The organism is Bacillus thuringiensis (assembly GCF_001455345.1).
GTDB lineage: Bacteria > Bacillota > Bacilli > Bacillales > Bacillaceae_G > Bacillus_A > Bacillus_A thuringiensis_N.
Genome location: NZ_CP013274.1, coordinates 1,655,714 through 1,679,580, shown reverse-complemented (window position 1 = coordinate 1,679,580; position 23,867 = coordinate 1,655,714). Strand labels below are relative to the sequence as shown.

Here is a 23,867-nt window from a genome sequence, read left to right as displayed (position 1 = left end):
TTTTTCATATAGCCCCCTTCCTAAAAATATATTATTCTTTTTTTACAACATGTGTAGGGTGACCAGTCATTTCTTACGTCTATATAATAGAATGCGTCAAAAAGGAGGGAGAGACCCATTGAGGAAAAACAATTAATTGAAAAAGCACAGCAAGGAAGCGAACATGCTTTTCGTATCCTAGTGCAAACATATCGTCACTATATTTTCCAAGTTATCTTTTCTATTGTAAGACATGAAGAAGATGCGAAAGATGTTACACAAGAAGTATTCGTAAAAATTCACGCCTCTCTCCCAAATTATCAATTTCGCGGATTAAAAACGTGGATGGCACGTATTGCCACTAATCACGCTATTGATTATAAGAGAAAAAAAGCTAGAGAAAACGAAGAACTCTCCTTATGTAAAGAAACTGAGGAAAATATAAAATCCTCTCATAATATTGAGGCTTTATTATTGACGAAAGAGCAAAAATTACTCATTGCCCAAAAACTGAGAGAACTTCCCGAAAATTACCGTGACGTCGTTCTCGCACATTACTTAGAAGAAAAAAGCTATCAAGAAATTGCTTTGCAGGAAAAAATCGAAGTAAAAACAGTCGAAATGAAACTGTATCGGGCAAGAAAATGGATTAAAAAACATTGGAAGGAGGAAGAGTTTCTATGATGCATTATTCAAAAGAAGATTGGCGCAATTATACATTAGATTTTATAGAAAGCAATGAACGTGAATCTATGGAAGAACATCTTTATGAATGTGATCATTGTTTAGCACTTTATATGGAAAGTATTGATGAACAACAGGAAAACCTTCCAATGATAAATGATGATTCATTTATGAACGAAGTTATGACGCAAATAAATTTTGAAACGCTACAAACTAATGAAAATATAAAAACAAACTCACTAAAACGCACAATTATTCACTACATAATTGCGACCGCGGCTACAATTATTTTTATGGTAAGTGGTTTATTCCAATATATTTTCACAGCGACATCAAATTTCGAGAAATCTTCAAAACATAACGAGTCTTCTATCTCACAACAAATTGTAAACAAATCGATAGATACATCAAAAAAGGACGGAGGTTCAAAGCATGAATAAAAATCCCTTTTTAGCACTTGTATTAGGGCTAATTCCCGGGCTTGGACATTTATATGTAAAGAAGTTTGGACGGTTTATTTTATATAGCGGAGGGGCTGTATTTCTATTTATCTTTGCAGCATTTTGTACAATAGCATTAGGAGCACGTGATATTGCTTTTCTTTCTCTATTTTTACTTATCGTGTTATGGGCCATCAATTTATTAGATTTAGTTATTACGATTATTAATCAATCGAAAAAACAAGCTGCCGGAGAATTTACAGAGTCCTCTAAAGAGAGCGAGCGATTTTATATCATTCTCCTATCCATCATCCCTGGACTTGGTCATTTCCAATTAGGACTTATGCAACGTGGACTTACATTTTTAGTAGCTTGTACAGGAATTGGAAGTATGATCATTTTCGTTGCCCTTTTAACATCTCAAGAAAGTTTCCTTATCTTTCTCGTGACGTTACCTGTTTTATGGATTTATAATTTCTTCGATGTTGTTCAGCAACTCCAGAAAAAAGAACGTGGTGAGCAATTAGTTGACCGTACTATTTTTGAAGAGTTTGAAGAGCACCGTGAACAAGGAAAGAAAAATAAAACATTCGCTTCTATTTTAGCAATGTTTCCTGGAGCAGGACATATGTATTTAGGTTTACAGCGCCGTGGTCTTCAGCTTATGGCAGCCTTTTTACTTTCAATATATTTACTCGACTTATTAAGACTTTCAGCGTTTTTATTTTTAGTACCAATCATTTGGTTTTATAGCTTTTTTGACGCTTTACAGCAAACTGCAAAGTATGGAAAAGAACGTGTAAATGACGAACCTATCATTGATTATTTTATCAATCATCAAAGATGGATCGGTATTGGGTTAATTACACTCGGTGGTTATTATTTATTAGATCAAACAGTCCTTCCTATTTTGAATGATTACTTTGCAACTATATTTAACATTCATCTTAGTGAGCTATATTATCGCTATTTCCAAACATCTATCGTTGCACTCCTCTTAATTGGTGGCGGCTTTAAATTGTTACTTGGAAATAAAGAAAACAAAGGTGGTACGAAAGAATGAGAACATGGCGCGTTGGAACATTTTCAATGGGGCTTTCTATTATTGCATTAGGTTGCTTCTTACTATTTTCAGTTATAAAAGGTACTGAGGTATTAGATTCCTTAACAGCATGGTGGCCTGTTTTACTTATTATACTTGGCGTGGAAATTTTACTATACCTGCTATTTTCTAAGAAGGAACAATCATTTATTAAATATGATATTTTTAGTATTTTCTTTATCGGCGTTTTAGGAAGCGTCGGAATTGCTTTTTACTGTTTATTATCAACTGGATTACTAGAAGAAGTTCGTCACTCTATTAACACAACGAGGCAAACGAGTAATATTCCAGACGGACAATTTGATATACCTGAATCTATCAAAAAAATCGTAGTAGATGCAGGACATCAGCCTCTAACGATAGAGGGAAATCATACAAATCAAATTCATCTTTTGGGAACTTATGAAATGACGACGAAAGCAAATGAAAAACTCAAATTAAAACAAGATGATTTCCTTTCAGTTCAAACGGCTGGAGAAACGATGTATATTACTTTAAAATCATTACCTGTTCAGCATACGTTATTTAATTCAGCACCACAGGTGAAACCAACGCTTGTTCTTCCGCAAAATAAAAATGTGGAAATCCGTTCTTCAAATAACGAACTATCTCTTTATCCAGGTCAATTACAAAATAATTGGTTTGTACAAGAAAGCTCAAGAGTGTCTGTCCATCTTGCAAAAGAGAGTGATGTATCTTTAACAGCAGTAACGAATCAAAAAGAAACACAGGGAAGCACACCTTGGGAACAAGTAGAAGATTTAACGAAAAAAGAAAATACTTCTTCAGAAGAGCATCCAGAATTAAACAACCAAGAACATTGGTATAAAAATTCAATTAAAACTGGAAATGGTACGTACAAGTTAAATATTGAGAAAGCTTATAATTTAAATATAAGCGTTATTGAAAAATAAGAAAAACCTTCCGCAATTGCGGAAGGTTTTTCTCATATAATTGCTTTAATTCCTTCTAACACTAATCCAATCATAAATCCGCAAACAGCCCCGTTTACTCGGATCCACTGTAAATCTTTACCGACATTATTTTCAATCATTTCAATTAACGTTTTATCATCTAACTTATCAAGGTTTTCTTGTACAAGCTTACCAATTTTCGAATGGTTCTTCTCAACAAGATTCACAACTTGTTTTTGTAACCAATCTTCTATTTTTTGAACTGTCTGTTCATCTTCTTTTATTTTATTCATTTGTTTTTGTAAAAATGGAATAACATATTTATCAGCAAATTCTTCATTATTTACAAAAGCAACTGCTCTTTGTTGTACTTGCTTCAGCATCTCTTTAATTTTGTCAGTAGCATCCCAATTGGCAATCCATTTTTCTTTCCAATTTTCTAATTCTTGTAGTAACGCTTCATTTTCTTTTACATTTATAATTTCTTGGCGAATTTTCGCTAATATAAGTTGTCTTGTGCTATTATCCGCATCTTGTAAGCTGTTAATATTGCTAATAATAAACTTCTGCAAAATGCCGCCTATTTTATCTTCATCTACAATATTCATAAACGATTTCAACGTAAACTGTAAAAACCCATCTACTTTTATGTTTTCCATCGCCTTCATACCTAAGCTTCCGAGCTGGTATCGCGCTTCATCTTGCGCTGTCCAATCTTTCACTTTTACTAATATGTAATCAAGTGTCTTTTCATCATATTCTTGCACAACTAATTGATCAACAAGCACTTGTAATATGTTACTTGTATTAATTGTATGCAAATACGTTTTTAATTCTTTTTCAATAACAACCGCTAACTTTTCTGTATCTATTGTAACAATTGCTTTCTCTGCAATCGTTACAATCCCCTTTTTCACAGCATCAGACTGCATTTCTCTCTCTGCAATTTGTAGCACCATTTGTGCTAGCTGCATTTCTTTTACTTTATTCGTAATACTTTCTTTCGTTAGCCACTCATTTTCTAACGTATTGATGAGCCCTTTCGTTACTCTCTTTCGGTTTTTAGGTAACAAAGCTGTATGCGGAATTGGAATTCCCATCGGGTGACGGAATAATGCTGTAACTGCGAACCAATCCGCAAGTCCACCAACTAACCCAGCTTCAAATCCCCCTTGTATAATCTCACCAGCTACCGTTCCTTGAAAAGGAATAGAAGCCGCAAAACCTACTCCCATAACCCCAAGCGAAATACCCGCTATATATTTAGTCTGTAATGACATCGTATACACATCCTCTTATTATGTAAAATAAAGCTTTTTGTTGTATTTATTTAATATTAGTCATCCTTTATATATACTATAAAGAACTATTGTGAAAATAACAAAGATTTTTATGCACATGAAAAAATGAGGCTACAACTAGCCTCATTTTCCTTATATTATTCATTCTAAACCTTTCTTATAATACCCATTCATCACATCTTCTGGAACCATACTACCACCGGTTCCCCACACAATATGAGTACCTTTTTTCATCTTCTCTGTTAACTGTTGCTTTTGTAAATACGCATCTTCTTTACACACTTTCACTGGCCCTATCATACCCGCTAATGCAGAAGGCTCTAAATAAATATTTTCCGTATCTGCTAGCTCTTTTAATAATCTATACAATTCTTCATCACTTACTGTGTAATTTCCACTCAAAAATGGTTCCATCGTTTTACCAACAAATCCAGAAGGTCTTCCTACCGCTAGTCCGTCCGCATCTGTTACATTATCAATCCCGATATCTTGAACAGCAATTTTATCATGAAGTCCTGTCATTAAACCGAGTAACATACATGGTGAATGTGTTGGCTCTGCAAAGAAACAATGGACGTTGTCTTTATATAATAACTTTAAACCAAATGCGACTCCGCCAGGTCCGCCCCCTACTCCGCATGGTAGATAAACGAATAAAGGATGTTCTTCGTCTACCACAATCTCTAACTCTTCTAATTGTTTTTGTAAACGTGATGCTGCTACTGCGTATCCTAAAAATAAATCATGTGAGTTTTCATCATCTACAAAATAACAGCTAGGATCCGCATCTGCTTGTCTTCTTCCTTCTTCTACAGCTTTACTATAATCAGCTTCATATTCAATAACATTTACCCCTTTGCTTCTTAATAAATCTTTTTTCCATTGTTTCGCGTCTGCTGACATATGAACCGTTACATTAAAACCTAACTTCGCACTCATGATCCCAATGCTTAATCCTAAGTTTCCTGTCGAACCTACCGCGATAGAATAAGTAGCAAAAAACTCTCTACATGTATCACTATCTAAAATCGAATAATCATCTTCTTCTGTTAACATACCATGCTGCAAAGCTAATTGTTCAGCATGCTTCAACACTTCATAAATGCCGCCTCTAGCTTTAATTGACCCTGATATCGGAAGATGACTATCACATTTTAATAATAATTCCCCTAAAATAGGTTGCTCGTAATGTTTCTCTACAGCTTGTTTCATTGAAGAAATTTTCACTAAAGGTGATTCAATTATACCGTTAGTCTCTTTCGTTTCAGGAAAAACTTTCGCAATATATGGTGCAAAACGATTTAACCTCTTCTCCGCATCTTTTACATTCTCTTCATTCAGTGGCGAATCTTTTATCGCCGTTTCATACTTTTCCATGTTCGGATTCACCCAAAACACTTCTTCTGTTGCGATTAATTTATTTAAGAGTGGATATTCCTCTTTTAATTTCTCTATTCCCTTCATTTCTCTTCCTCCTCATCACCTTGTAGCTTACGATTTAATAAATTATAATTAAATTAATTTTAATATAGTTTAACATAAATCATTCACTTTAGTTAATTTTAATTTAATTTATTTAAATATAATTTAATAATTAGTAAGGAGATTTTCATTATGGAAAATATAGATATTGGTAAAAAAATTGAAAAACAAAGAAAAGAAAAAGGTTTAACGAGTAAAGAACTAGCAAAGATGGCCGGTATTACGCCATCTATGTTAAGTCAAATTGAGCGTGGGTCTGCTAACCCTTCTATCCAAACATTAAAAGTACTCGCAAAAGCGTTAGATGTTCCAACATTTAGCTTTTTACTTGAAGATACAAATACAGACGATTTAATTGTACGTTCCCATAAACGAAAAAAAATGATTATTGATAATTTATCATATGAATTGTTATCACCTGATTTTACAGGGAATTTAGCAACAGCAATCATGACCGTTCCGCCAAATACAGCTTCATCAGAAAATGTGCTAGAACATAAAGGCGAAGAATTAGCATTTGTATTAGACGGGACAATCACATTGTATTTAAACGAAGAAGAGTACATATTAGAAACTGGTGATAGCGTAAAAATACCTGCTTATTTAAAACATAAATGGGTAAATCAGTTCGAGAAAAATGCAATTGTTTTATTTTCTGTTACTCCGCCGATTTTTTAATACACAATAAAAAAGATAGCCACGTACGGGCACACTCCATACGTGGCTATCTTTTTATTTTTTCGGCACCAACAAAATTCCTAAACTAATAATTAAGAAGCTCATTATTTGCTGCACTGATAAACCAAATAGAACCGAATTCTGTTCACTAATTAACGATATAATGATATGAGCAAACCCTTCCACTATTAGAAAAACACTTATATTCTTTCCATTTCCAAGCCTTTCATTTTTCATCCATAATAAGCCCAGTATACAAAGGGCAAGGATGATCTCGTATACGAAAATGGGATGATATAAAAATTTAGATTCATATATTTTCACACCCCAAGGCAGTGTCGTTTGTACACCTATTTTGTGGTGGAATAGAAAATAAAAAACAATACTCATACATAGCGCAATAGGCAATGCATCAAGTAAAATACGAAGCGAAAATTGTCCCTTTTTACTTTTCCAAACAATATATACACTTGCAATTATACATCCTACTATAATATGCTTCATACTTCCTATAGCTAATAGTGCCTGCAATGGCGATTTAAAAGCCCATACTGGATTTATAATTGTCGGTGCAAATTTCCATACAAATACGATGATTAGAAAAGCATTTGTTACTGCATCCATCATTTTTTCATATGGTACACTTTCGTTCTTCATCTTTCGTTTCATCAACATAAATCCAAATAGACTTCCAATTATAATAGATACAGGTTGTAACCTCACGATCCACTCCATCAATACAAAATCCCCTCTTTAACTCTCAATTAATTTCTTAAATTTCTCTTCTAATTGATCTGGAGGTAATACGCCTCGCACTTGCTCTACGATAATTCCATCTTTATTAACAAAAAATGTCGTTGGTAACGAAAATACTTTATAATCTAATCCAGCTACTCCGTCCATATCTAGTAAAACAGGAAACTTAAATCCGTGACGATCTGCAAATGCGCTCGCTTCTTGTACTGGATCCCCAATTGTCGCATTTACCGCAAAAATTTCAACATCCTTTTTATATTTATCATACATACGAACTAAGTCAGGTGCCTCCATTTCACATGGGCCACACCATGATGCCCAAAAATTAATAAGATATGGCTTTCCTTTTGCATCATTTAACGAATACAACTTCCCGTCTAACCCTTTTAACGTTATGTTTGGCGCTTTAAATCCTACTTGTGGTAATACTTCTGTTTCTTGTAACTCCGCTTGTTTTGCTTTTCTTTCTTTTTCTTCTTTTTTTGTATTATAAAAATTAACTCCGGCCCAAATTAATGCCCCGGCCAGTATAATCGCAATTAGCTTCTTCACTTTTCTTCCTCCTCATTTTTAAAAGCCTGTAAATCCACCGAATAGACGAATAAAGAATGCGGTAATTTTCGTCATTTGATTTGTATACAATAAAACCCCTGTTACAATCATCATTCCACCGCCAATTTTCATCATGACATTGGCATATGTAACAATCCATTTTACCTTCCCAATAAAGAATGCCATCACGAAAAACGGAACCGCAAACCCAAGCGTATACGCGGTAATATAAAGAAGTGCCCCTTCAGGATTTGTCGCACCTAGCATGAGTACAGCTGAAAATATCGGTCCAACACATGGCGTCCAACCCGCTGCATATGTCATACCGACTAAAATCGAGCGAATATATCCAGTCGATTTACTTCTATACTGCACCTTTTTCTCTGCCATAAGCCACTTAGGCTGAAACAAGCCCGTCATAAATAGCCCCATTAAAACAATAAAAATCCCACCAATTTGTTGAATCAATTTTTGGTTAGATGAAAATGTTATTCCAATCCAACTTACCGATAAACCTAACGCGTAAAATATAACCGAAAATCCGATCATAAAAAATATGGTATGTATAATCGCTGATTTTTGCATAATCCCACGATTTTCTTTTAAATCTTGAATAGACACACCTGTAATATAAGATAAATAAGATGGATATAGCGGTAAAGAGCACGGTGATATAAATGACAATACTCCCGCCCCAGCCACAAGCCAAATTGTTAAATCTGCTGCATTCATTTTATCCCCCCTAAAACACTACAATAAGTAGTGTTGATTCTTAAAAAAAGAGGCTATATGCACTCTCCGACAATAAGTACAATCGACATACAGAATAAACCTGCTGTTACATATACCGAATTCGTATGTAACGGAATAGTAAGCTTAACAACCTTTTCATTTAACACTTGCTCGATTCGTAAATTTATTGCTGTTTTTGCAAATGAAGCTGTAACACATCGATTTTCCATTGTCTTTATTTTAATTAATTTTAATAACGCGCTACCTAACTCAAATGAAGATTCCATTTTTTGCATCGCATATTTATCAGCAGCTAGCTCCTGATACGTGTGATACCGCTGTAACAACCCTTTTAATATCGGTATGTACATCATTCCTTCTGCTAATAGTGTAAAACAAAATAATTTTAAAGGATCACGATTATTTTGATGATATTCTTCATGGAAAATAATTGCATCCATTTCTTCATCTGAAAATGTTTGAAGCATCCCTTCTGACATGACAACTTTCGGACGAAATAGCCCAATTGTAAATGCCGCAACTTCTGTAGTCGGCAATATATATATTTGTTTTCCTTTTCGGATGAAAGGGATAAGTACTTTTTGCAATTTTTTACTATAGAAAAATTGTCGCCAAATTCTTTTGCACACGATTAATACAGTAAGTAATAATAATCCAGCGATTATAATACGAATGAGCGATAATTCTTTCATATGTTTTTCTAATTGAAACAAGCAAAAATTTGAAAGGAAGAACATCTTATTTTGAAACAGAAATGGATATGTAACGTAATACACTAACATACTGAAAAAAAGTGTACTAACAATTCCTGCTAACAATACGATTTTACGCATTTGCCATTTCATTTCATTAATCCTCTTTTTTTAACTGACTCAATTTGTCTTCTAACTTTTTTATTAAAGTCGGATCAGCTTGCTCTAACTCATCTAGCATATGATTTACAACCAAATCTCCAAATTCCCCCATCAATTCCTGTGTCATTTTCTTCGTTTGATTGGATAAGAATTCTTCTTTTGTTTGTACAGCACGATATATGCCACTTCTTTTTACAGTCTGTTTTTCTAAGTGTAATTTCTCTACTAACCTGTTCATAACTGTCATAACAGTGTTAAAATTCACAGGTGATTCTTCACTTAATTTCTGCTGCACTTCTTTAATAGTAATATCTTCGTTAGACCAAACAATCTCCATAATTTTCGCTTCAAGCGGTCCAAAGAAATGATTTAACCCTTGCTCATTTAGCTTATAGTTTTGAGTAAACATTGTACGGCTCCTTTCACACTACGAATTGTAGTATAAATTAAACGAAAGGTCAAACGTAAATGATATATACGAAAATAAACTACCTATAAATACATAGGCCATTCCATTCATTTTAAACCTAATTTTTCTCCAAATGTATCAAAAAGATACTGCTCTAATATTTGTACACTAAACTTCTCATTACGCCCAAGTGCAAATAATTCCCGATCTTTCGCTACGATCGTATCTAACGGGATAACGACATTATCCACTATTTTTGTAATCTCAATGATGTTACTTTTTACATTTACCTCTGTTTTAAATTCAATGTTTTCTAATACGATATGCGAGCGTCTTCCTGATGCAAAAAAAGTAAAGTTAGGATTTTTATAAATACCAATTTCACTCTCTAGCGGATATAAATACTGAAAAATGATATCTCTATGTCCATCTTTTATTATTTTTTCATCCTTCTCATCATCCAAGTATTCTTTCACCTTCGTTGTAAATTCAAATCGAAAATCCACTTTTTTCACGCTCCCTCTCTGTATTTTTATATTAAATAAATATATTGAAATAATTTTACCATATTGTAATACAAGTTCCTATTAAAAGTAAAAACTCATTTGTAAAACCTCTATTATTTCCGATTCCTTTTTAAAGGATAAGCACTCATTCAATATGAATTCATGCCTCGTTATATCCATTTAAACATATTGTTTCCATATTTTGAAACAATAGTATGAAGTATTATATATCAATAAATTGTTTCTAATTCATTTCTCTATGTAACCAGCCTCTGCTTTACTATTCCGATATATTTAAACTATATTTTCTACTTAATCATTACATCACAGAAGGAATGTAACTCACTTCTATCGAATTTTTATATAACGAAAATGATTAGGTGGTGCTTTACTATGAAATTAGCTGTCATTGGTGGCGGTGATTTACAAGATTCAAATCACTCGCCTATTAATGAGCGACTTATAGAATTAACAAATAAACAGTATCCAAAAGTATTATTCATTCCTACAGCTAGTCATGATGATGAAAACTATATAAAATTATTTTTAGACACATTTGAAAAACAATTACACTGTGAAGTAGAGATTTTACGTATTATAGCCGATACACCTTCTAAATATGAAATAGACGAAATGATTCAGTCTGCTGATTTAATTTATCTCGGTGGCGGGAACTATATTCAAATGGTTACAGAATGGAAAGAACTTAAACTCGATGAAAAATTACTATTGGCTCTCGAGCAAGGAACGCTCATTGCAGGCAATAGCGCTGGTGCTATGTGTTGGTTCACTTCTAGCATTCGATCAGATTATGAAGACTCTGGTTATATAGAGTGCAACGGCTGGGGAATTGTGAACAAAAGATTTTGTCCACATTATAATCAATTAAATAGAATGAACGCCTTCCATTCCTTTTTACAAAACCATCAAGGTAATATAGAAGGAATTGCACTAGAGGATAATTGTGCTCTATATATTACAAAAGAATCTTTTGAAATTATCGGTGAACCTGAAAAAGCGTGGGAGTTTTATATGAGTGATAACAAACTCATTAGACAACATTTTGATATTACTTTAAAAAGCTATTTGTAACCTACACTTACAAAAAATGTCCCTAAGTATAATAACTTAGGGACATTTTCATGATTTAACTCACTAATCGTGTAATTCGTTTCTTCTGCCATGAAAGCTTATAATATGCATACTGTAATAGTAAGCTGACAATAAATGCTGCTGGGTATCCAATCCATATCCCTTCTATGCCAAGACTTGTATGATAAGAAAGGTAATACGCTACAGGTACTTCAACAAGCCAAATTGATACGACCCCAATAACAGTTGGCCATAATACTGTACCACTTGCTCGCATTGTCGCACTAATAATTTGCGCATGACCGAAGATTAAATAACTCCATAATGTAATCATAACTAGGCTATGAGCAATTTCAATTGTAGTTTGACTCGTTAAAAATAGTGATAGAATGTCTCTTGAGAACAAGTAAATAAGAGATATTAGCACACCACCGATGACGTAGTTCATAATAATTCCGGCCTTCACAACTTTCTGCAATCGATCAAATTGATTCGCCCCAATTGATTGTGCCGCAAAAATGGAAACTGTAATACCAAGGCTAACTGCTGGCATTTGTACATAACTTGCAACTTGGTTCACGACGCCATATGCTGCTGTTGCATCCGAACCATAACGATTTACAAACGCGATTACCGCAATTTCAGATAATGAAACTAATATCATATTAATACTTGCTGGAATACCGAGTCGTAGCAATAGCTTTAATAACTCCCCATCCATTCGAAGGTATTTCCTTACCGTACTATCTAATTGTAGTGGGTGATTTTTCTTCTTTAAATACACTAACATGACAATAAACGTAATAACTGTAGATATAACAGAAGCATAGGCTGCTCCATACACATCTAATTTCGGAGCTCCTAACCATCCAAAAATAAGAACTGGTAATAAGATCATATTTAGTGCTGTACTCACAATTAAAAAGTAAAATGGCGTTTTAGAATCTCCTGTACCTCTCATAAATGTTGTGTATGCGAAATATAAAAATAATACTGGCATCGATATAAATAATATACGTGCATAATGCACACTTATCTCAATAATATTTTCTGGCGTTCCCATAAGGCGCATAATATCCATCGCAAAAATACTGCCTATTATCGCCAACACAACTCCAATAATAAAAGTAAATGTCAGCGTCGTACCAACGATAGCTTTTAAACGATCTTCGTTTTTAGCACCAAACGCCTGACCAATTAAAATAGAACTTCCTGAACCAATACCGATTACAAATGAAACGAGTAAGAAAAATAGCGGAAAGAATGCTGATATGGCAGCCAAATCATTAACTCCAAGCCACCTTCCTACTACTACCATACCGAATAATTGTCCAATTGATTGTAATACATTACTTAATAGTAACGGTACTAAAAACATGGACATCGATTTCCAAATCGGTTTACTCTCACTTTCTAACTCATGTGACTCCGCACCTTCTTTATTGCTATCTGTAGATGGTTTCAAATTTCATTTCTCCTTTTATTAAAAATCTTTTTTCAACTTCTATCTCTTTGTATAGTTGTTATAAAGTGAAACTTTAATCAGTCGGGGTTTTCTTCATCCCCCACTAATTATTAGCCCTCACCAATCGGACTTTTATGGGCAGTTGATCCCCCACCTAACTTCTTTGCTTTCGCTGAATTTTGAGGTGGGGGTCTTACTGCCCATTAAAGCGGGATAACGATGTGCTTCTATTCATTTTCTTCTCCGTATATTATAACTTCACCCAATATTGACTTCCATCAGCTGTTCTATCTAAAAAACCATATTCGATTAAATATCTTCTTAAAGTTACAAAATCCGGGTATACACTTTCTATGATAGTATTTACTTCTTTTTCAGTGTACTTTTTATTACTATCAAACTTCGTTACTAAATGGCGTAATATAATTAACTTACGCTTTTGCTTTTTTGGAAATTTAGACAGTGGTCCATCTAATCCTTCTGTAAAATGCGTTTTTAATACTTCATCATTTTCTTCTTCTGTAATATTGTAACGGTCATCTACCATCGTTGCTGTTCTATGAATGGGTACAAATTTTGTTTGTACTTTTGATTTTTCTTCTGACAGTTCCATTAACGCTAAAAACACTTTCGCTTGCTTCATTTTCTCTCGAAGCGTAAACCGATGATTGCGGATAGTTGAAGTACTTCCGCCATCCATCTCTTTTACAATCTCTTTATCATTTAGCCCCATATGGAAAAACTGAACCATTTTCTTTTGCAAATCAGTTAAACCCGTATACTTCTTATCAAGGTTTAATAAATAATCAAACATAGACGTATGTTCATTTTGCACATGCACTTGTACAAACTTCTCTGCTTCATACAAAACTTGATTATCTTGATAAATAACCCCCTTAATAAACGTTTCTCCACAAGCTAAACAAATATATTCCGCTGCTTCCTCATCAAATACATACCCTTTTTTCAATTCCTCTACCGACGCATCCCAAAACTTCTCTGAAATATCACTCATACTAAACACTCCTTTAAAATGTTTATCTAAAAACAAACAAATTTCAATATCGTTTATTATCACTTCATCATCTTAACACAATTAAAATAAACATTTCAATGTTTCGTTTACCCATTTTATAAACTTTTATTAAAACGTCTATTAAAAGGGTTTGGTGCAGCGAAGAGCGAATGTATTTATATAAATTCGGTCAACAGGATGTGAAATAGAACATGACTATTCTTCAAGACCCTTGGTTTACTGTTAAACAAATTGCCCAAAATACATATGCGATTAGTGAATATGGACATTGGGAGAAAGTACATTCAATTTTAACTACAAAAAAGGTGTTTCCGTATAAGAAAACACCTTTTACTTTTTATATATTCTATTTACAGTCTCTACTAAAACCTTACTTACTTGTACAAATGTATGCTTTCGGTTTCTATCTTCAACAAATGTATTAGCACAACTACCCATAATCATCATACAACTGATTATGACTAACGCTACCTTTCGATTCTTGTAAGTCACTTCATGCCACTCCACTATTACAAAACTCCATTTAAATTTATCCCATCAAGAAATTTTACACGAATAATAAGCCGAAAGAATATGCAATTCTGCATATTCACACGTTTTATTACGATGTTGTGATTTAATTTAGTTAAAGAACACGTATACCGAGGTGACTAACTTGAAGTTTAAAGCGAAAAAGAATCCTTTTTACGTCATTTTTATTACATTATTTATCATTATTTTTTTCATTTCGCTATTCTTCCAAAATGAAAATTCTATTTTTTTCACTCTCATGATGCTGCTAAATGTCGTGAATCTTGCTTCATTCTATTTTTCTCACTACAATATAACTACATCATCTCTTATTGTAAAACACGGTTTCATATTTCATACTGAAATTCCATTTGAAGACATTCGTCACGTTAAATACGCTGGTAAAAAACTTCATTCAAAAAAATGGACTAGACAGCAATTAGAAATCCATTACAATTTATTTGACTCAGTAACTGTTTTTATACCCCAAGAAGAAGAAAAGTTCATTTCAGTCTTAAAAGAAAACTGTCCGCATATGAAAGTATTGAATATGCCTGCTAACAAATAATAGATTGTGGCACAGTAATACAAATAGATAAGATAAATAATAAAAAAGCCAAGATTCTAAACAAAGAATCTCGGCTTTTTTATTACTCTTTCGGAGCAATCATTTTTTTCGGATCTACAATTTCGTCAAATTGTTCTTCTGTTAGTAGTCCAGATTGCAATGCTGCCTCTTTTAAAGTTAACCCATCTTTATGAGCATGCTTCGCAATTTTCGCTGCATTTTCATATCCGATATGCGGGTTTAATGCTGTAACAAGCATTAATGAACGATTCACATTCTCTTTAATGACTTCTTCATCAGCTTCAATACCAACTGCACAATTATCATTAAATGAAACAATTGCGTCTGCTAATAAGTGGGCGGATTGTAAGAAGTTATATGCAATAACAGGTTTAAATACATTTAACTCAAAATTACCTTGACTCGCAGCAAATCCAATTGTTGCGTCATTTCCCATTACTTGCGCTACAACCATCGTTAACGCTTCACTTTGCGTTGGATTTACTTTACCTGGCATAATAGAGCTTCCTGGCTCATTTGCCGGAATAATAATTTCTCCTAGACCACTACGTGGACCACTTGCCAACCAGCGCACATCATTAGCGATTTTCATTAAATCAGCTGCTAATGCTTTTAATGCACCATGCGTATATACAACTTCATCATGGCTCGTTAATGCGTGGAACTTATTTGGTGCAGAAATAAATTGCTTACCTGTAAATTTGCTAATTTCCTCTGACACCATCTCACCAAATTTAGGATGAGCATTAATACCTGTTCCAACTGCAGTACCACCAATCGCAAGCTCTTTCATATATGTATTGCTCTCAGCAATCATACGCTCTGTTTTTTCAAGCATACGGTGCCATCCGCTAATTTCTTGTCCTAATGTTAACGGTGTTGCATCTTGTAAGTGTGTACGACCAATTTTTATAATATGTTCAAATGCAGTTACTTTTTCTGCTAACGTCTCTTTTAATTTCGTAATTGCTGGTAACACGTGATTTTCTACTGCGATTACACACGCTACATGAAGCGCTGTTGGAAATGTATCATTTGAACTTTGAGACATGTTCACATCATCATTCGGATGAATATGTACGTCAGATTCCTTCTCTTTCAAAATTTGATTCCCTCGGTTTGCAATTACTTCATTCACATTCATGTTTGACTGCGTACCGCTACCAGTTTGCCATACGACAAGTGGAAAATGTTCATTCCATTTCCCTGCAATCACTTCGTCAGCTGCTGCCACAATTGCTTCTGCTTTTTCTTCTGATAGCTTTCCTAATTTTTGATTACTAAGTGCTGCACTTTTCTTTAAAATGGCAAATGCTTTTATAATTTCAAGCGGCATTTGCTCTGTTCCAATCGGGAAGTTTTCTTTACTACGTTGCGTTTGTGCTGCCCATAATTTATCAGCTGGAACTTTTATTTCTCCTATTGTATCTCTTTCAATTCTGTACTCCATTTTTTCATCCCCTTGAAAATAAAATACCTACATTTCTTATAATAACAGACTTCCCTTTAAATGATAAGAATTCTCACTCATATAAATAGATATTTTATATTTATTTTTAAAAATTCCTCTTGACCTAAACTTAAGTTTAGGTTGTATTCTTTCCTTTGTAACCTACTATAACAATACTGGAGGAATTCAATATGAAAAAATATGCTTTCATAACAGGTGCAAATAAAGGAATTGGATATGAACTTGTTCGTCAATTAGCAGAAAAAGATACAACAAAAAATTGCTAAATATGAGGATGAGATAACCTCTTCAACTCCTATTACAAAATAAAAAATCACCTTCTACAACACGTAGAAGGTGATTTTTTATTTATGATGCTTCTTTTCCTTTTTCAGCATCATCTACATACCAAATGAACTTGCCTGTATATCCGTAAATAACTGCTAAAATTAACGATACGAAGCTTAACCACATAAATGGAACATATGAGAACGTTGCTACACCTAAAATACCAGCCATAAAAATACCATTATCAGACCATGGAACCATACCTGAAGTTAGCGTTCCACCTACTTCTGAGTTACGCGCTAATACACGACGGTCTATTTTTAATTTATCATAGCTATCTTCCATAATTTTCGGTGTTAAAATTAGTGACACATACATCGCACAACCAAATATATTGGCTAAGAATGCTACGATTAATGTAGACAATGTTACATTACCCGCAGAATTTAATTTCTTCTCAAATTTTGATACAATCACTTTTAAAACACCTAGTTTTTCAAGTAATCCACCAAATCCTAAACCGAAAATGATAACGGCTACTGAGCCAAGCATACCGTTAATTCCACCACGGTTTAATAACTTGTCAACAAACTCAACACCAGATTGAATTGAGAATCCATTATACGCTGTTCCAATCGCATCTCCAAAGTTCATTCCTTGGAAAAGAGTTGCCCAAATTGCACCAATTAATGCTCCCATTGCAATTGTTGGCATAGACGGTTTCTTCATTGCTAATAGTACAATGACAATGATCGCCGGAACTAACATCCATATTTTAATATCAAAGTGTTTTAATAATGATTCCTTTAAAAATTCTACTCGATTTAAATCTACATTATCGCCGCCATACATCCAACCAGCAACAGTAAACATAATACTAGTAATAATATAAGCCGGAACATCTAATACGAGCATAGCTCGAACGTGAGCAATAACATCTACTTTCGCCATAGACGCTGCAAGAACTGTGCTATCAGAAAGTGGTGATAATTTATCGCCGAAATAAGCTCCTGAAAGAACTGCACCAGCAACAAGTGGAAGTGGTAAACCAAGTCCTTCACCAATTGCCATCATAGCAATACCTGCTGTTCCAACTGTTCCCCATGATGTTCCTGTCGCGATAGAAGTTATCGAACAAATAATTAATGTTGCTAATAGGAATATGCTAGGGTGAATAAATTCTAATCCATAATAGATTAATGTTGGTACTACACCACCAGCAATCCATGTTCCAATTAAAGCACCTACTGCAACTAAAATGAGTATTGCTTCTAATCCGTTAGAAATCCCTTTCGTAATTGCATCTTGCAATTCTTGATAACGAAATCCTAATCTTAATCCAAGCGCAATTACTAAAAACCATGAAATAAATAGCGCTAATTGAATTGGGAGATCAAAAATCGTTTGGAAGGAAAAGACAACAGCAAGAAATAGTAATAAAAGAACTATGATTTCTAGCATCGATGGTAATCTTACACTTTTCATTTTTTTCTCTCCTTACAAGTCGATAACATGACGTGTGTCGTCTTACATGTATGTAATATACAATTAGCGAAGACAAAACAAAATTTTCATATTATTTCGATTTATTTTTCCAGTATAATATATGGACACCTTTTCTATTGTAAAAGTAGATGCTACTTTTCGCAATGGAAAATATAAAAAATGTTACATTTTTTATATATAACAATCAAAGAGTAACTTTTTTAATATTTGCTACCATAAAACTTTTTACTATTATGCTCACCGTTTTAAGGACTATCATTATTCGCCACATAAAAAAAGCACACATCATTCAAATGATGCATGCTCCACTTTTATTTATACATATCTTGTATTTCTTCTTTATTTTTAAGGATTTCCACAAAATTATCGCTACAACCTTTCGGAAATAACACTCCAAGCCCATATGAATGCTCAAACTGAAAATGAGGATACTTCGCTTTGACCTCATCCCAAAATTTATACACGCCGAAGTTTCGATCTTTCACCTCAATATCGTGAAATAGCACGATACCGTTATTTGCAAGTTTCGGTAACCATGTTTTATAATCATGAGAAACTGCTTCATACGTATGATAGCCATCAATGTGCAACAAATTTATCGTTCCATCTTGAAACTGATCCACAGCCTCGTCAAAAGTAGACCGAATTAAATTACCTATATGAGGGTAACTCATGTCCGTATATTTACTCACTACTTGAAAAACACCTTCTCCATATGGACCTGTATGCTCATCTCCTGCCCAAGTATCTACAGCAAAGCATTTTGTAGATAATCCTCCGTCTTTTACCCCTTGGCAAAAACTGAAAAAAGAAGCTCCTAAATGGGTACCTAACTCAACTAATATTTCTGGCTTTTCAAATCTTACTAAATCATAAGCAAAGTTTAAATGTCCCACCCACGCAGAATTCATTCTAATATATGGACTATATTGATCAAATTCAAATGTTGGTTTATGAGTAACCCAGCTCATCACATTTCTCCTTCTACACATATTTTTAACAAACCAAATTACTCTTATCTTTATTTTTTTATCGTCATGATTATGATTTAATTTTATAATTTTATCTTGCTTTATTTAACCTACTTACTTGTATCGTAAATATAACTGGAACTTCTAATATTCCCGGATTAAAAAACAGAAGTTTCAGTTTATTTTTTATTCACTTCGTGATATATTGCATAATGTATCCAATATATATTTTGAAAGGAGGACTAAATACCTTATGGATCCAAATCGTTTAAAAGGAATCATTATGGTTGTAGTTGGTGCTTGTTTATGGGGATTATCCGGAACAGCTGCACAACAACTTTTTCAATATGAACATGTTTCTACTGAATGGTTAGTTACAATCCGATTACTTATATCCGGCGTTATCTTACTCATTATTTCATCATTCGGAACGAACAAAAAAGAAATATTCGGCATATGGAAACAAAGATCTGATGCTACTAAAATGATATTGTTTGGCCTATTCGGTATGCTTGCTGTACAGTACACATACTTCGCTTCTATTAAAGAAGGAAATGCTGCGGTCGCAACATTATTACAATATTTAGCTCCTATATTCATCACTGTATACTTACTTTTCAAATGGAACGTTCGTCCATCAAAAATTGATTTCATTTCAATTGCCCTTTCATTAGTAGGCACTTTTCTCTTACTGACAAACGGGTCTGTTCATAACTTAGCTGTTTCTACACCAGCTATCGTTTGGGGCATTTTATCTGGATTATCTCTCGCTTTTTATAGTTTATATTCAAAAGAATTACTAGATAGATGGTCTTCCTCGGTTATCGTTGGATGGGGCATGATTATTGGGGGTATTGGTGTAACGATTGTACACTTTATTACTACAAAAGAATTCATTTTATTATCAACTATGAAATATGTAAAACTAAGTACCCTACCGCTCATCACATTTGTCGTCATTTTCGGGACACTCATCGCATTTTATCTATACTTAGACAGCATACGATACTTGACTCCGAAAGAAACGACATTATTTGGTTGTACTGAACCACTCGCAGCTATTATTTCTTCTGTACTTATATTGCACGTACCGTTTCAATCTTTTCAGTTATTAGGGGCTTTTTGCGTCATTGTAATGGTGCTCATCTTAAGTCAAAAACCGGATAAAGGGAAACCAGAATTAAAGCTTGTTCATGAGAAAAAGGAAAATATACAATGAAAGGATTGAATTCACTATGCCTATCCCTCAAGATTATAAAAAACAAGGAAGAGTTTCGGCAAAATCACTCGTTTTAAATCAACTACAAGATTGGATTATTGAAGGTGTACTGCAGCCTGACGAAAAAATTAATGATGGGGAATTGGCTGAAGCACTAGGAGTAAGTAGAACACCGGTAAGAGAAGCACTGCAAATATTAGAACTTTCTGGATTAGTGGAAATGGTACCTGGGCAAAAAACAAAAATTGCTCCCATTAAGCTAGACGACATTCCTATCATTTATGAAACGATGGCTGGTCTTCACTCTATTATAGGTAAGCAAGCACTTCAACACACTACAGAAGCTGATTTGAAACTACTTTCTGAAATAAATAATGATTTTCAGTACTCTATAGAGAAAAAAAACGCAAAACAAGCTTTAGAATTAGATATACAATTTCACAATGCAATTTCTTCTATTGCTAAAAATCAATATATCGAACCATTTCTAGAAAATATGCAACTTCACGTTTTACGCCTTGAATATTTATTTTTCCAAAACTTTGTTCCAGCAAGTCAATCTATTGAAGAACATCACTCTATCATTCAAGCACTGCAAAAGCAGGACGAAAAACAAATGGAACAAATGATGTCTCAAAACTGGCTCCGCCCAATGAAAGAAATATCAAAAATAATTTCTACGAAATAATAATAGAGCTGGTTATACAAAACCGTAACCAGCTCTCCTTTTACTAATCTATATAGCTATGCCTGAATATTTGCATAATCTTCCATATCTTCGTACTCTTTTTCCAATTCCTCTAAAGACAGCTCGTATAATTGTCGGTCGCGAATTTTAAACACACCTGCCCCAATTAACTCATCAATTAAATGCCTCTTACGATTTTCAACAGCAAAACGGAGTTGACTACTCATCTTTTAAAAAAACTCCTTTCTACGATCATTGAAAATGATAATCTTTATCAATTACCACTTTGATTATAAAAGATGACTCTTTATAAGTAAAGTAATTTCATGAAATATTTACCTTACAAAGTATTTGTGGCCACATTATATATATGTATGCCGCGCGAAAAATGTTATGACACTTTTTCTTATCCTTTTTCTTTCATACTTTGCAAGTTGTCTCACTATGATGAAATTCACCATCTATTTCTACTTGAATAGTGACATGTTCTACATGAAACTTCTCTTTTAATACTTCCGTAGCCTCTTTTAATACACTTTGTGTTTCATTTCCTTTAATAATCAAGTGGCAAGTTAATACTTGAAAATCCGATGTGACAGACCATATGTGCAAATCATGAACTTCTTTTACAACCGTAATATTTAATAATGTACTTTTTACCTCTTCAACATTTATGTTCTGCGGTGCACCTTCCATTAATATATGGACCGTATCACGTGTTACACGCCATCCACTAATAATGACTAAAATAGACACAAGAATACTAGCAATCGCATCTGCAGCAGTCCATCCGAAAAATTTAATAAGTAGCGCAGCAATAATCGCTCCAACTGATCCTAATAGATCGCCTAATACGTGTAAGAAAGCACTTCTTAAATTCAAATTTCCCTTCACATCGCCGCCTCTCATTAATATCCAAGCTGATAAAATATTAATAAGCAGACCAAGTACAGCAATAATGAGCATTCCATTACTAGCAATCTCAACTGGCTCTTTAAAACGGCGAATTGCTTCAATAAAAATGTACACTGAAATGACAATAAGAACGACACCGTTACATAATGCCGCTAACATTTCGACGCGCTTATACCCGTATGTTTTCGCAGTTGTTGCTGTTTTTTCTCCGAGCTTAAACGCAAGTAAACTTAAAGCTAAAGATACCGCATCACTTAGCATATGCCCCGCGTCAGATAGTAGTGCTAAGCTATTTGTTACAAATCCCCCAATAACTTCAGCAATCATAAAACTTGTCGTTAATACAAAAGCAATTAGTAGCGCCTTTTTATTATTAGAATGACCGTGATCATGTGAATGTCCCATACAAATGCTCCTTTACTTACAATATCTGTACATTAGTATAAAACAAACTCCCCGTCTTTATCCCGAATTGACTGTTCGTAAACGCCCACTTCCTCTGTATACACACTTCGCTACTTTTTAAACAATCCCTTTTTCTCAAATAAAACAAGACTACTTCTTTTTTATTTTCATATTGTTTACTAATAAAAGAATTTTTAAGGAGGTTACGAAAATGAAACGTTTATTTCTCTGTATGGAACGTGAACTTGTTGTAGTGAAAGAACAATATGGTAACTATGAAGCAACGTATCACTTACAAAATATGCAACCTACCTGTATCGCCATTGATCCATTCCAACAAAACCGTGTATATTGCGGAACATTTGGACGAGGTCTCTGGTTAAGTGACGATAGCGGAGATTCATGGAGACCCATTGGAGATTCTTATCGTTACTTTGATTTTCCAAAAGAAGATGGTATTTTACATTCTTCGATCACTTCCATTACGATAAGCCCTAATGAACAAGTTAACGGATATGGCATCGTTTATGTCGGCACAGAACCAAGCGCTTTATTCCGCTCAGAAAATGGTGGCGAAACGTGGACGGAACTAAAAAATATGAAATCATTATTATCTTCTTATACGTGGGCTTTCCCGCCTAGACCTTTTACTCATCACGTACGCTGGATTACAGTGGATCCAAACAATCCAAATACAATTCATGTTTCAATTGAAGCTGGTGCTGTTATTCAAAGTAACGATAAAGGGCATACATGGATTGATAAAAAATTCGGTGCTCCTATCGATGCTCATCAATTACTTATGCATCCTGAAGCCCCAAATCGCCTTTATGCATCATGTGGTGACGGATTTATGGGCGGGCCTGATCGCGCATACCTTGAAAGTTATAACAGTGGAAACAGCTGGATCTCATGCAGTGAAGGACTTGAACATCATTATTTATACAGCATGGCTATCGATCCAGCTGATTGCGATACGATTCTCGTTTCCGCCGCGCCAAGTGCCGATCTTGCTCATCACCGTATTCCTTATGAATCTTATATTTATCGAAAAACGAAAGACACTCCGTTCCAGCAAGTACAGCAAGGACTACCATCAGCAATCGGTACAGTCATTTCGATGTTTGCAACAAACGAAGCCGAACCACATACATTTTACACTTTAAATAACAACGGCGTATTTCAATCCACTACTAGTGGCGAATCGTGGGAACAACTAAACATCCCGTGGAAAGATGAGTATAAAACGCAGCATCCGCATGCTTTACTTGTTACTAGTTCTTAAGGAGAAAAAGACTGCCTAATCGTTTTAGGCAGTCTTTC

At 34.1% G+C, this 23,867-nt stretch carries 26 protein-coding genes and 1 pseudogene; 12 read left to right on the top strand and 15 right to left on the bottom strand.

Annotated elements, in window-relative coordinates; genetic code table 11:
- Positions 1-180 precede the first annotated feature (180 nt).
- From ATN06_RS09000 to exsE, 4 genes are read left to right on the top strand one after another with little or no spacing between them, the layout of a single operon-like run.
- Positions 181-663, top strand: coding sequence for an RNA polymerase sigma factor (locus tag ATN06_RS09000; protein WP_234415826.1), 483 nt, complete (start codon positions 181-183; stop codon positions 661-663).
- Positions 660-1,103 carry a hypothetical protein gene (locus ATN06_RS08995; protein ID WP_060630340.1) on the top strand — a complete coding sequence of 148 codons (444 nt, stop codon included), beginning with the start codon at positions 660-662 and terminating at the stop codon, positions 1,101-1,103. Before ATN06_RS09000 ends, ATN06_RS08995 begins: the two co-directional genes overlap by 4 nt.
- Positions 1,096-2,166 carry a hypothetical protein gene (locus ATN06_RS08990; RefSeq protein ID WP_060630339.1) on the top strand — a complete coding sequence of 357 codons (1,071 nt, stop codon included), beginning with the start codon at positions 1,096-1,098 and terminating at the stop codon, positions 2,164-2,166. The genes ATN06_RS08995 and ATN06_RS08990 overlap by 8 nt, the downstream gene beginning before the upstream one ends.
- Positions 2,163-3,119: an exosporium protein ExsE gene (gene exsE, locus ATN06_RS08985; protein WP_060630338.1), complete on the top strand. Its 957-nt coding sequence runs from the start codon at positions 2,163-2,165 to the stop codon at positions 3,117-3,119. Before ATN06_RS08990 ends, exsE begins: the two co-directional genes overlap by 4 nt.
- A gap of 32 nt (positions 3,120-3,151) precedes the next feature.
- On the opposite strand, the gene ATN06_RS08980 is transcribed toward exsE, so the two are convergent.
- Positions 3,152-4,399 (bottom strand): DUF445 domain-containing protein, encoded by a 1,248-nt coding sequence (locus ATN06_RS08980; RefSeq protein WP_060630337.1) that lies wholly within the window; start codon positions 4,397-4,399, stop codon positions 3,152-3,154.
- Positions 4,400-4,561: 162 nt separating this feature from the next.
- The gene (gene dsdA / locus ATN06_RS08975) at positions 4,562-5,884 is read right to left on the bottom strand and encodes a D-serine ammonia-lyase (protein ID WP_060630336.1); all 1,323 of its coding nucleotides are present in this window, start codon (positions 5,882-5,884) and stop codon (positions 4,562-4,564) included.
- Between the two features lie 150 nt (positions 5,885-6,034).
- Between dsdA and ATN06_RS08970 the strand changes: the two genes are divergently transcribed.
- The gene (locus ATN06_RS08970) at positions 6,035-6,580 is read left to right on the top strand and encodes a helix-turn-helix domain-containing protein (RefSeq protein ID WP_060630335.1); all 546 of its coding nucleotides are present in this window, start codon (positions 6,035-6,037) and stop codon (positions 6,578-6,580) included.
- 54 nt (positions 6,581-6,634) lie between these two features.
- Here ATN06_RS08970 and ATN06_RS08965 read toward each other — a convergent pair whose 3' ends face one another.
- The 6 genes from ATN06_RS08965 to ATN06_RS08940 all read right to left on the bottom strand — a co-directional run bounded on the left by ATN06_RS08965 (position 6,635) and on the right by ATN06_RS08940 (position 10,410).
- Positions 6,635-7,315: a prolipoprotein diacylglyceryl transferase family protein gene (locus ATN06_RS08965; protein WP_060630334.1), complete on the bottom strand. Its 681-nt coding sequence runs from the start codon at positions 7,313-7,315 to the stop codon at positions 6,635-6,637.
- 18 nt (positions 7,316-7,333) lie between these two features.
- Positions 7,334-7,888: a TlpA family protein disulfide reductase gene (locus ATN06_RS08960; protein WP_000733169.1), complete on the bottom strand. Its 555-nt coding sequence runs from the start codon at positions 7,886-7,888 to the stop codon at positions 7,334-7,336.
- A gap of 18 nt (positions 7,889-7,906) precedes the next feature.
- Positions 7,907-8,620, bottom strand: a complete 714-nt coding sequence (ccdA, locus tag ATN06_RS08955) for a cytochrome c-type biogenesis protein CcdA (RefSeq protein WP_060630333.1) — start codon at positions 8,618-8,620, stop codon at positions 7,907-7,909.
- A gap of 53 nt (positions 8,621-8,673) precedes the next feature.
- A complete protein-coding gene (locus tag ATN06_RS08950; RefSeq protein WP_060630332.1) occupies positions 8,674-9,486 on the bottom strand; it encodes a M56 family metallopeptidase in 813 nt (270 codons plus the stop codon).
- Between the two features lie 4 nt (positions 9,487-9,490).
- Positions 9,491-9,904, bottom strand: coding sequence for a BlaI/MecI/CopY family transcriptional regulator (locus ATN06_RS08945; RefSeq protein ID WP_060630331.1), 414 nt, complete (start codon positions 9,902-9,904; stop codon positions 9,491-9,493).
- A 107-nt stretch (positions 9,905-10,011) separates the two neighbouring features.
- Positions 10,012-10,410, bottom strand: coding sequence for a DUF3942 family protein (locus ATN06_RS08940; RefSeq protein WP_001983153.1), 399 nt, complete (start codon positions 10,408-10,410; stop codon positions 10,012-10,014).
- A gap of 393 nt (positions 10,411-10,803) precedes the next feature.
- Here ATN06_RS08940 and ATN06_RS08935 point away from each other — a divergent pair, with 393 nt between their 5' ends.
- The gene (locus ATN06_RS08935) at positions 10,804-11,502 is read left to right on the top strand and encodes a peptidase E (protein ID WP_060630330.1); all 699 of its coding nucleotides are present in this window, start codon (positions 10,804-10,806) and stop codon (positions 11,500-11,502) included.
- 55 nt (positions 11,503-11,557) lie between these two features.
- On the opposite strand, the gene ATN06_RS08930 is transcribed toward ATN06_RS08935, so the two are convergent.
- The gene (locus tag ATN06_RS08930) at positions 11,558-12,967 is read right to left on the bottom strand and encodes an MATE family efflux transporter (RefSeq protein WP_060630329.1); all 1,410 of its coding nucleotides are present in this window, start codon (positions 12,965-12,967) and stop codon (positions 11,558-11,560) included.
- Between the two features lie 250 nt (positions 12,968-13,217).
- Positions 13,218-13,982 carry a DUF2087 domain-containing protein gene (locus ATN06_RS08925; RefSeq protein WP_060630328.1) on the bottom strand — a complete coding sequence of 255 codons (765 nt, stop codon included), beginning with the start codon at positions 13,980-13,982 and terminating at the stop codon, positions 13,218-13,220.
- Between the two features lie 212 nt (positions 13,983-14,194).
- Between ATN06_RS08925 and ATN06_RS29185 the strand changes: the two genes are divergently transcribed.
- Positions 14,195-14,428 carry a hypothetical protein gene (locus ATN06_RS29185; protein ID WP_088115981.1) on the top strand — a complete coding sequence of 78 codons (234 nt, stop codon included), beginning with the start codon at positions 14,195-14,197 and terminating at the stop codon, positions 14,426-14,428.
- 230 nt (positions 14,429-14,658) lie between these two features.
- Complete coding sequence (locus ATN06_RS08910; RefSeq protein WP_060630327.1) at positions 14,659-15,081, top strand: PH domain-containing protein; 423 nt, start codon at positions 14,659-14,661, stop codon at positions 15,079-15,081.
- Between the two features lie 82 nt (positions 15,082-15,163).
- On the opposite strand, the gene fumC is transcribed toward ATN06_RS08910, so the two are convergent.
- Positions 15,164-16,552, bottom strand: coding sequence for a class II fumarate hydratase (gene fumC, locus ATN06_RS08905; RefSeq protein ID WP_060630326.1), 1,389 nt, complete (start codon positions 16,550-16,552; stop codon positions 15,164-15,166).
- Positions 16,553-16,743: 191 nt separating this feature from the next.
- Here fumC and ATN06_RS29180 point away from each other — a divergent pair.
- Positions 16,744-16,821 (top strand): annotated as a pseudogene (locus ATN06_RS29180) (short-chain dehydrogenase); the annotation flags it as partial.
- 100 nt (positions 16,822-16,921) lie between these two features.
- Here the strand turns inward: ATN06_RS29180 and nhaC are convergent.
- Positions 16,922-18,325 (bottom strand): Na+/H+ antiporter NhaC, encoded by a 1,404-nt coding sequence (gene nhaC, locus ATN06_RS08900; protein ID WP_060630325.1) that lies wholly within the window; start codon positions 18,323-18,325, stop codon positions 16,922-16,924.
- A gap of 332 nt (positions 18,326-18,657) precedes the next feature.
- Positions 18,658-19,317 (bottom strand): class I SAM-dependent methyltransferase, encoded by a 660-nt coding sequence (locus ATN06_RS08895; RefSeq protein ID WP_060630324.1) that lies wholly within the window; start codon positions 19,315-19,317, stop codon positions 18,658-18,660.
- A gap of 253 nt (positions 19,318-19,570) precedes the next feature.
- On the opposite strand from ATN06_RS08895, the gene ATN06_RS08890 reads away from it, so the two are divergent.
- Complete coding sequence (locus tag ATN06_RS08890; protein ID WP_060630323.1) at positions 19,571-20,536, top strand: DMT family transporter; 966 nt, start codon at positions 19,571-19,573, stop codon at positions 20,534-20,536.
- A 16-nt stretch (positions 20,537-20,552) separates the two neighbouring features.
- Positions 20,553-21,224 (top strand): GntR family transcriptional regulator, encoded by a 672-nt coding sequence (locus ATN06_RS08885; RefSeq protein ID WP_060630322.1) that lies wholly within the window; start codon positions 20,553-20,555, stop codon positions 21,222-21,224.
- 56 nt (positions 21,225-21,280) lie between these two features.
- Here ATN06_RS08885 and fbpA read toward each other — a convergent pair whose 3' ends face one another.
- Positions 21,281-21,451 (bottom strand): Fur-regulated basic protein FbpA, encoded by a 171-nt coding sequence (fbpA, locus tag ATN06_RS08880; RefSeq protein ID WP_000098302.1) that lies wholly within the window; start codon positions 21,449-21,451, stop codon positions 21,281-21,283.
- Positions 21,452-21,644: 193 nt separating this feature from the next.
- Positions 21,645-22,544 carry a cation diffusion facilitator family transporter gene (locus ATN06_RS08875; RefSeq protein ID WP_060630321.1) on the bottom strand — a complete coding sequence of 300 codons (900 nt, stop codon included), beginning with the start codon at positions 22,542-22,544 and terminating at the stop codon, positions 21,645-21,647.
- A gap of 211 nt (positions 22,545-22,755) precedes the next feature.
- Between ATN06_RS08875 and ATN06_RS08870 the strand changes: the two genes are divergently transcribed.
- Positions 22,756-23,829, top strand: coding sequence for a beta propeller repeat protein (locus ATN06_RS08870; protein ID WP_060630320.1), 1,074 nt, complete (start codon positions 22,756-22,758; stop codon positions 23,827-23,829).
- Positions 23,830-23,867 lie beyond the last annotated feature (38 nt).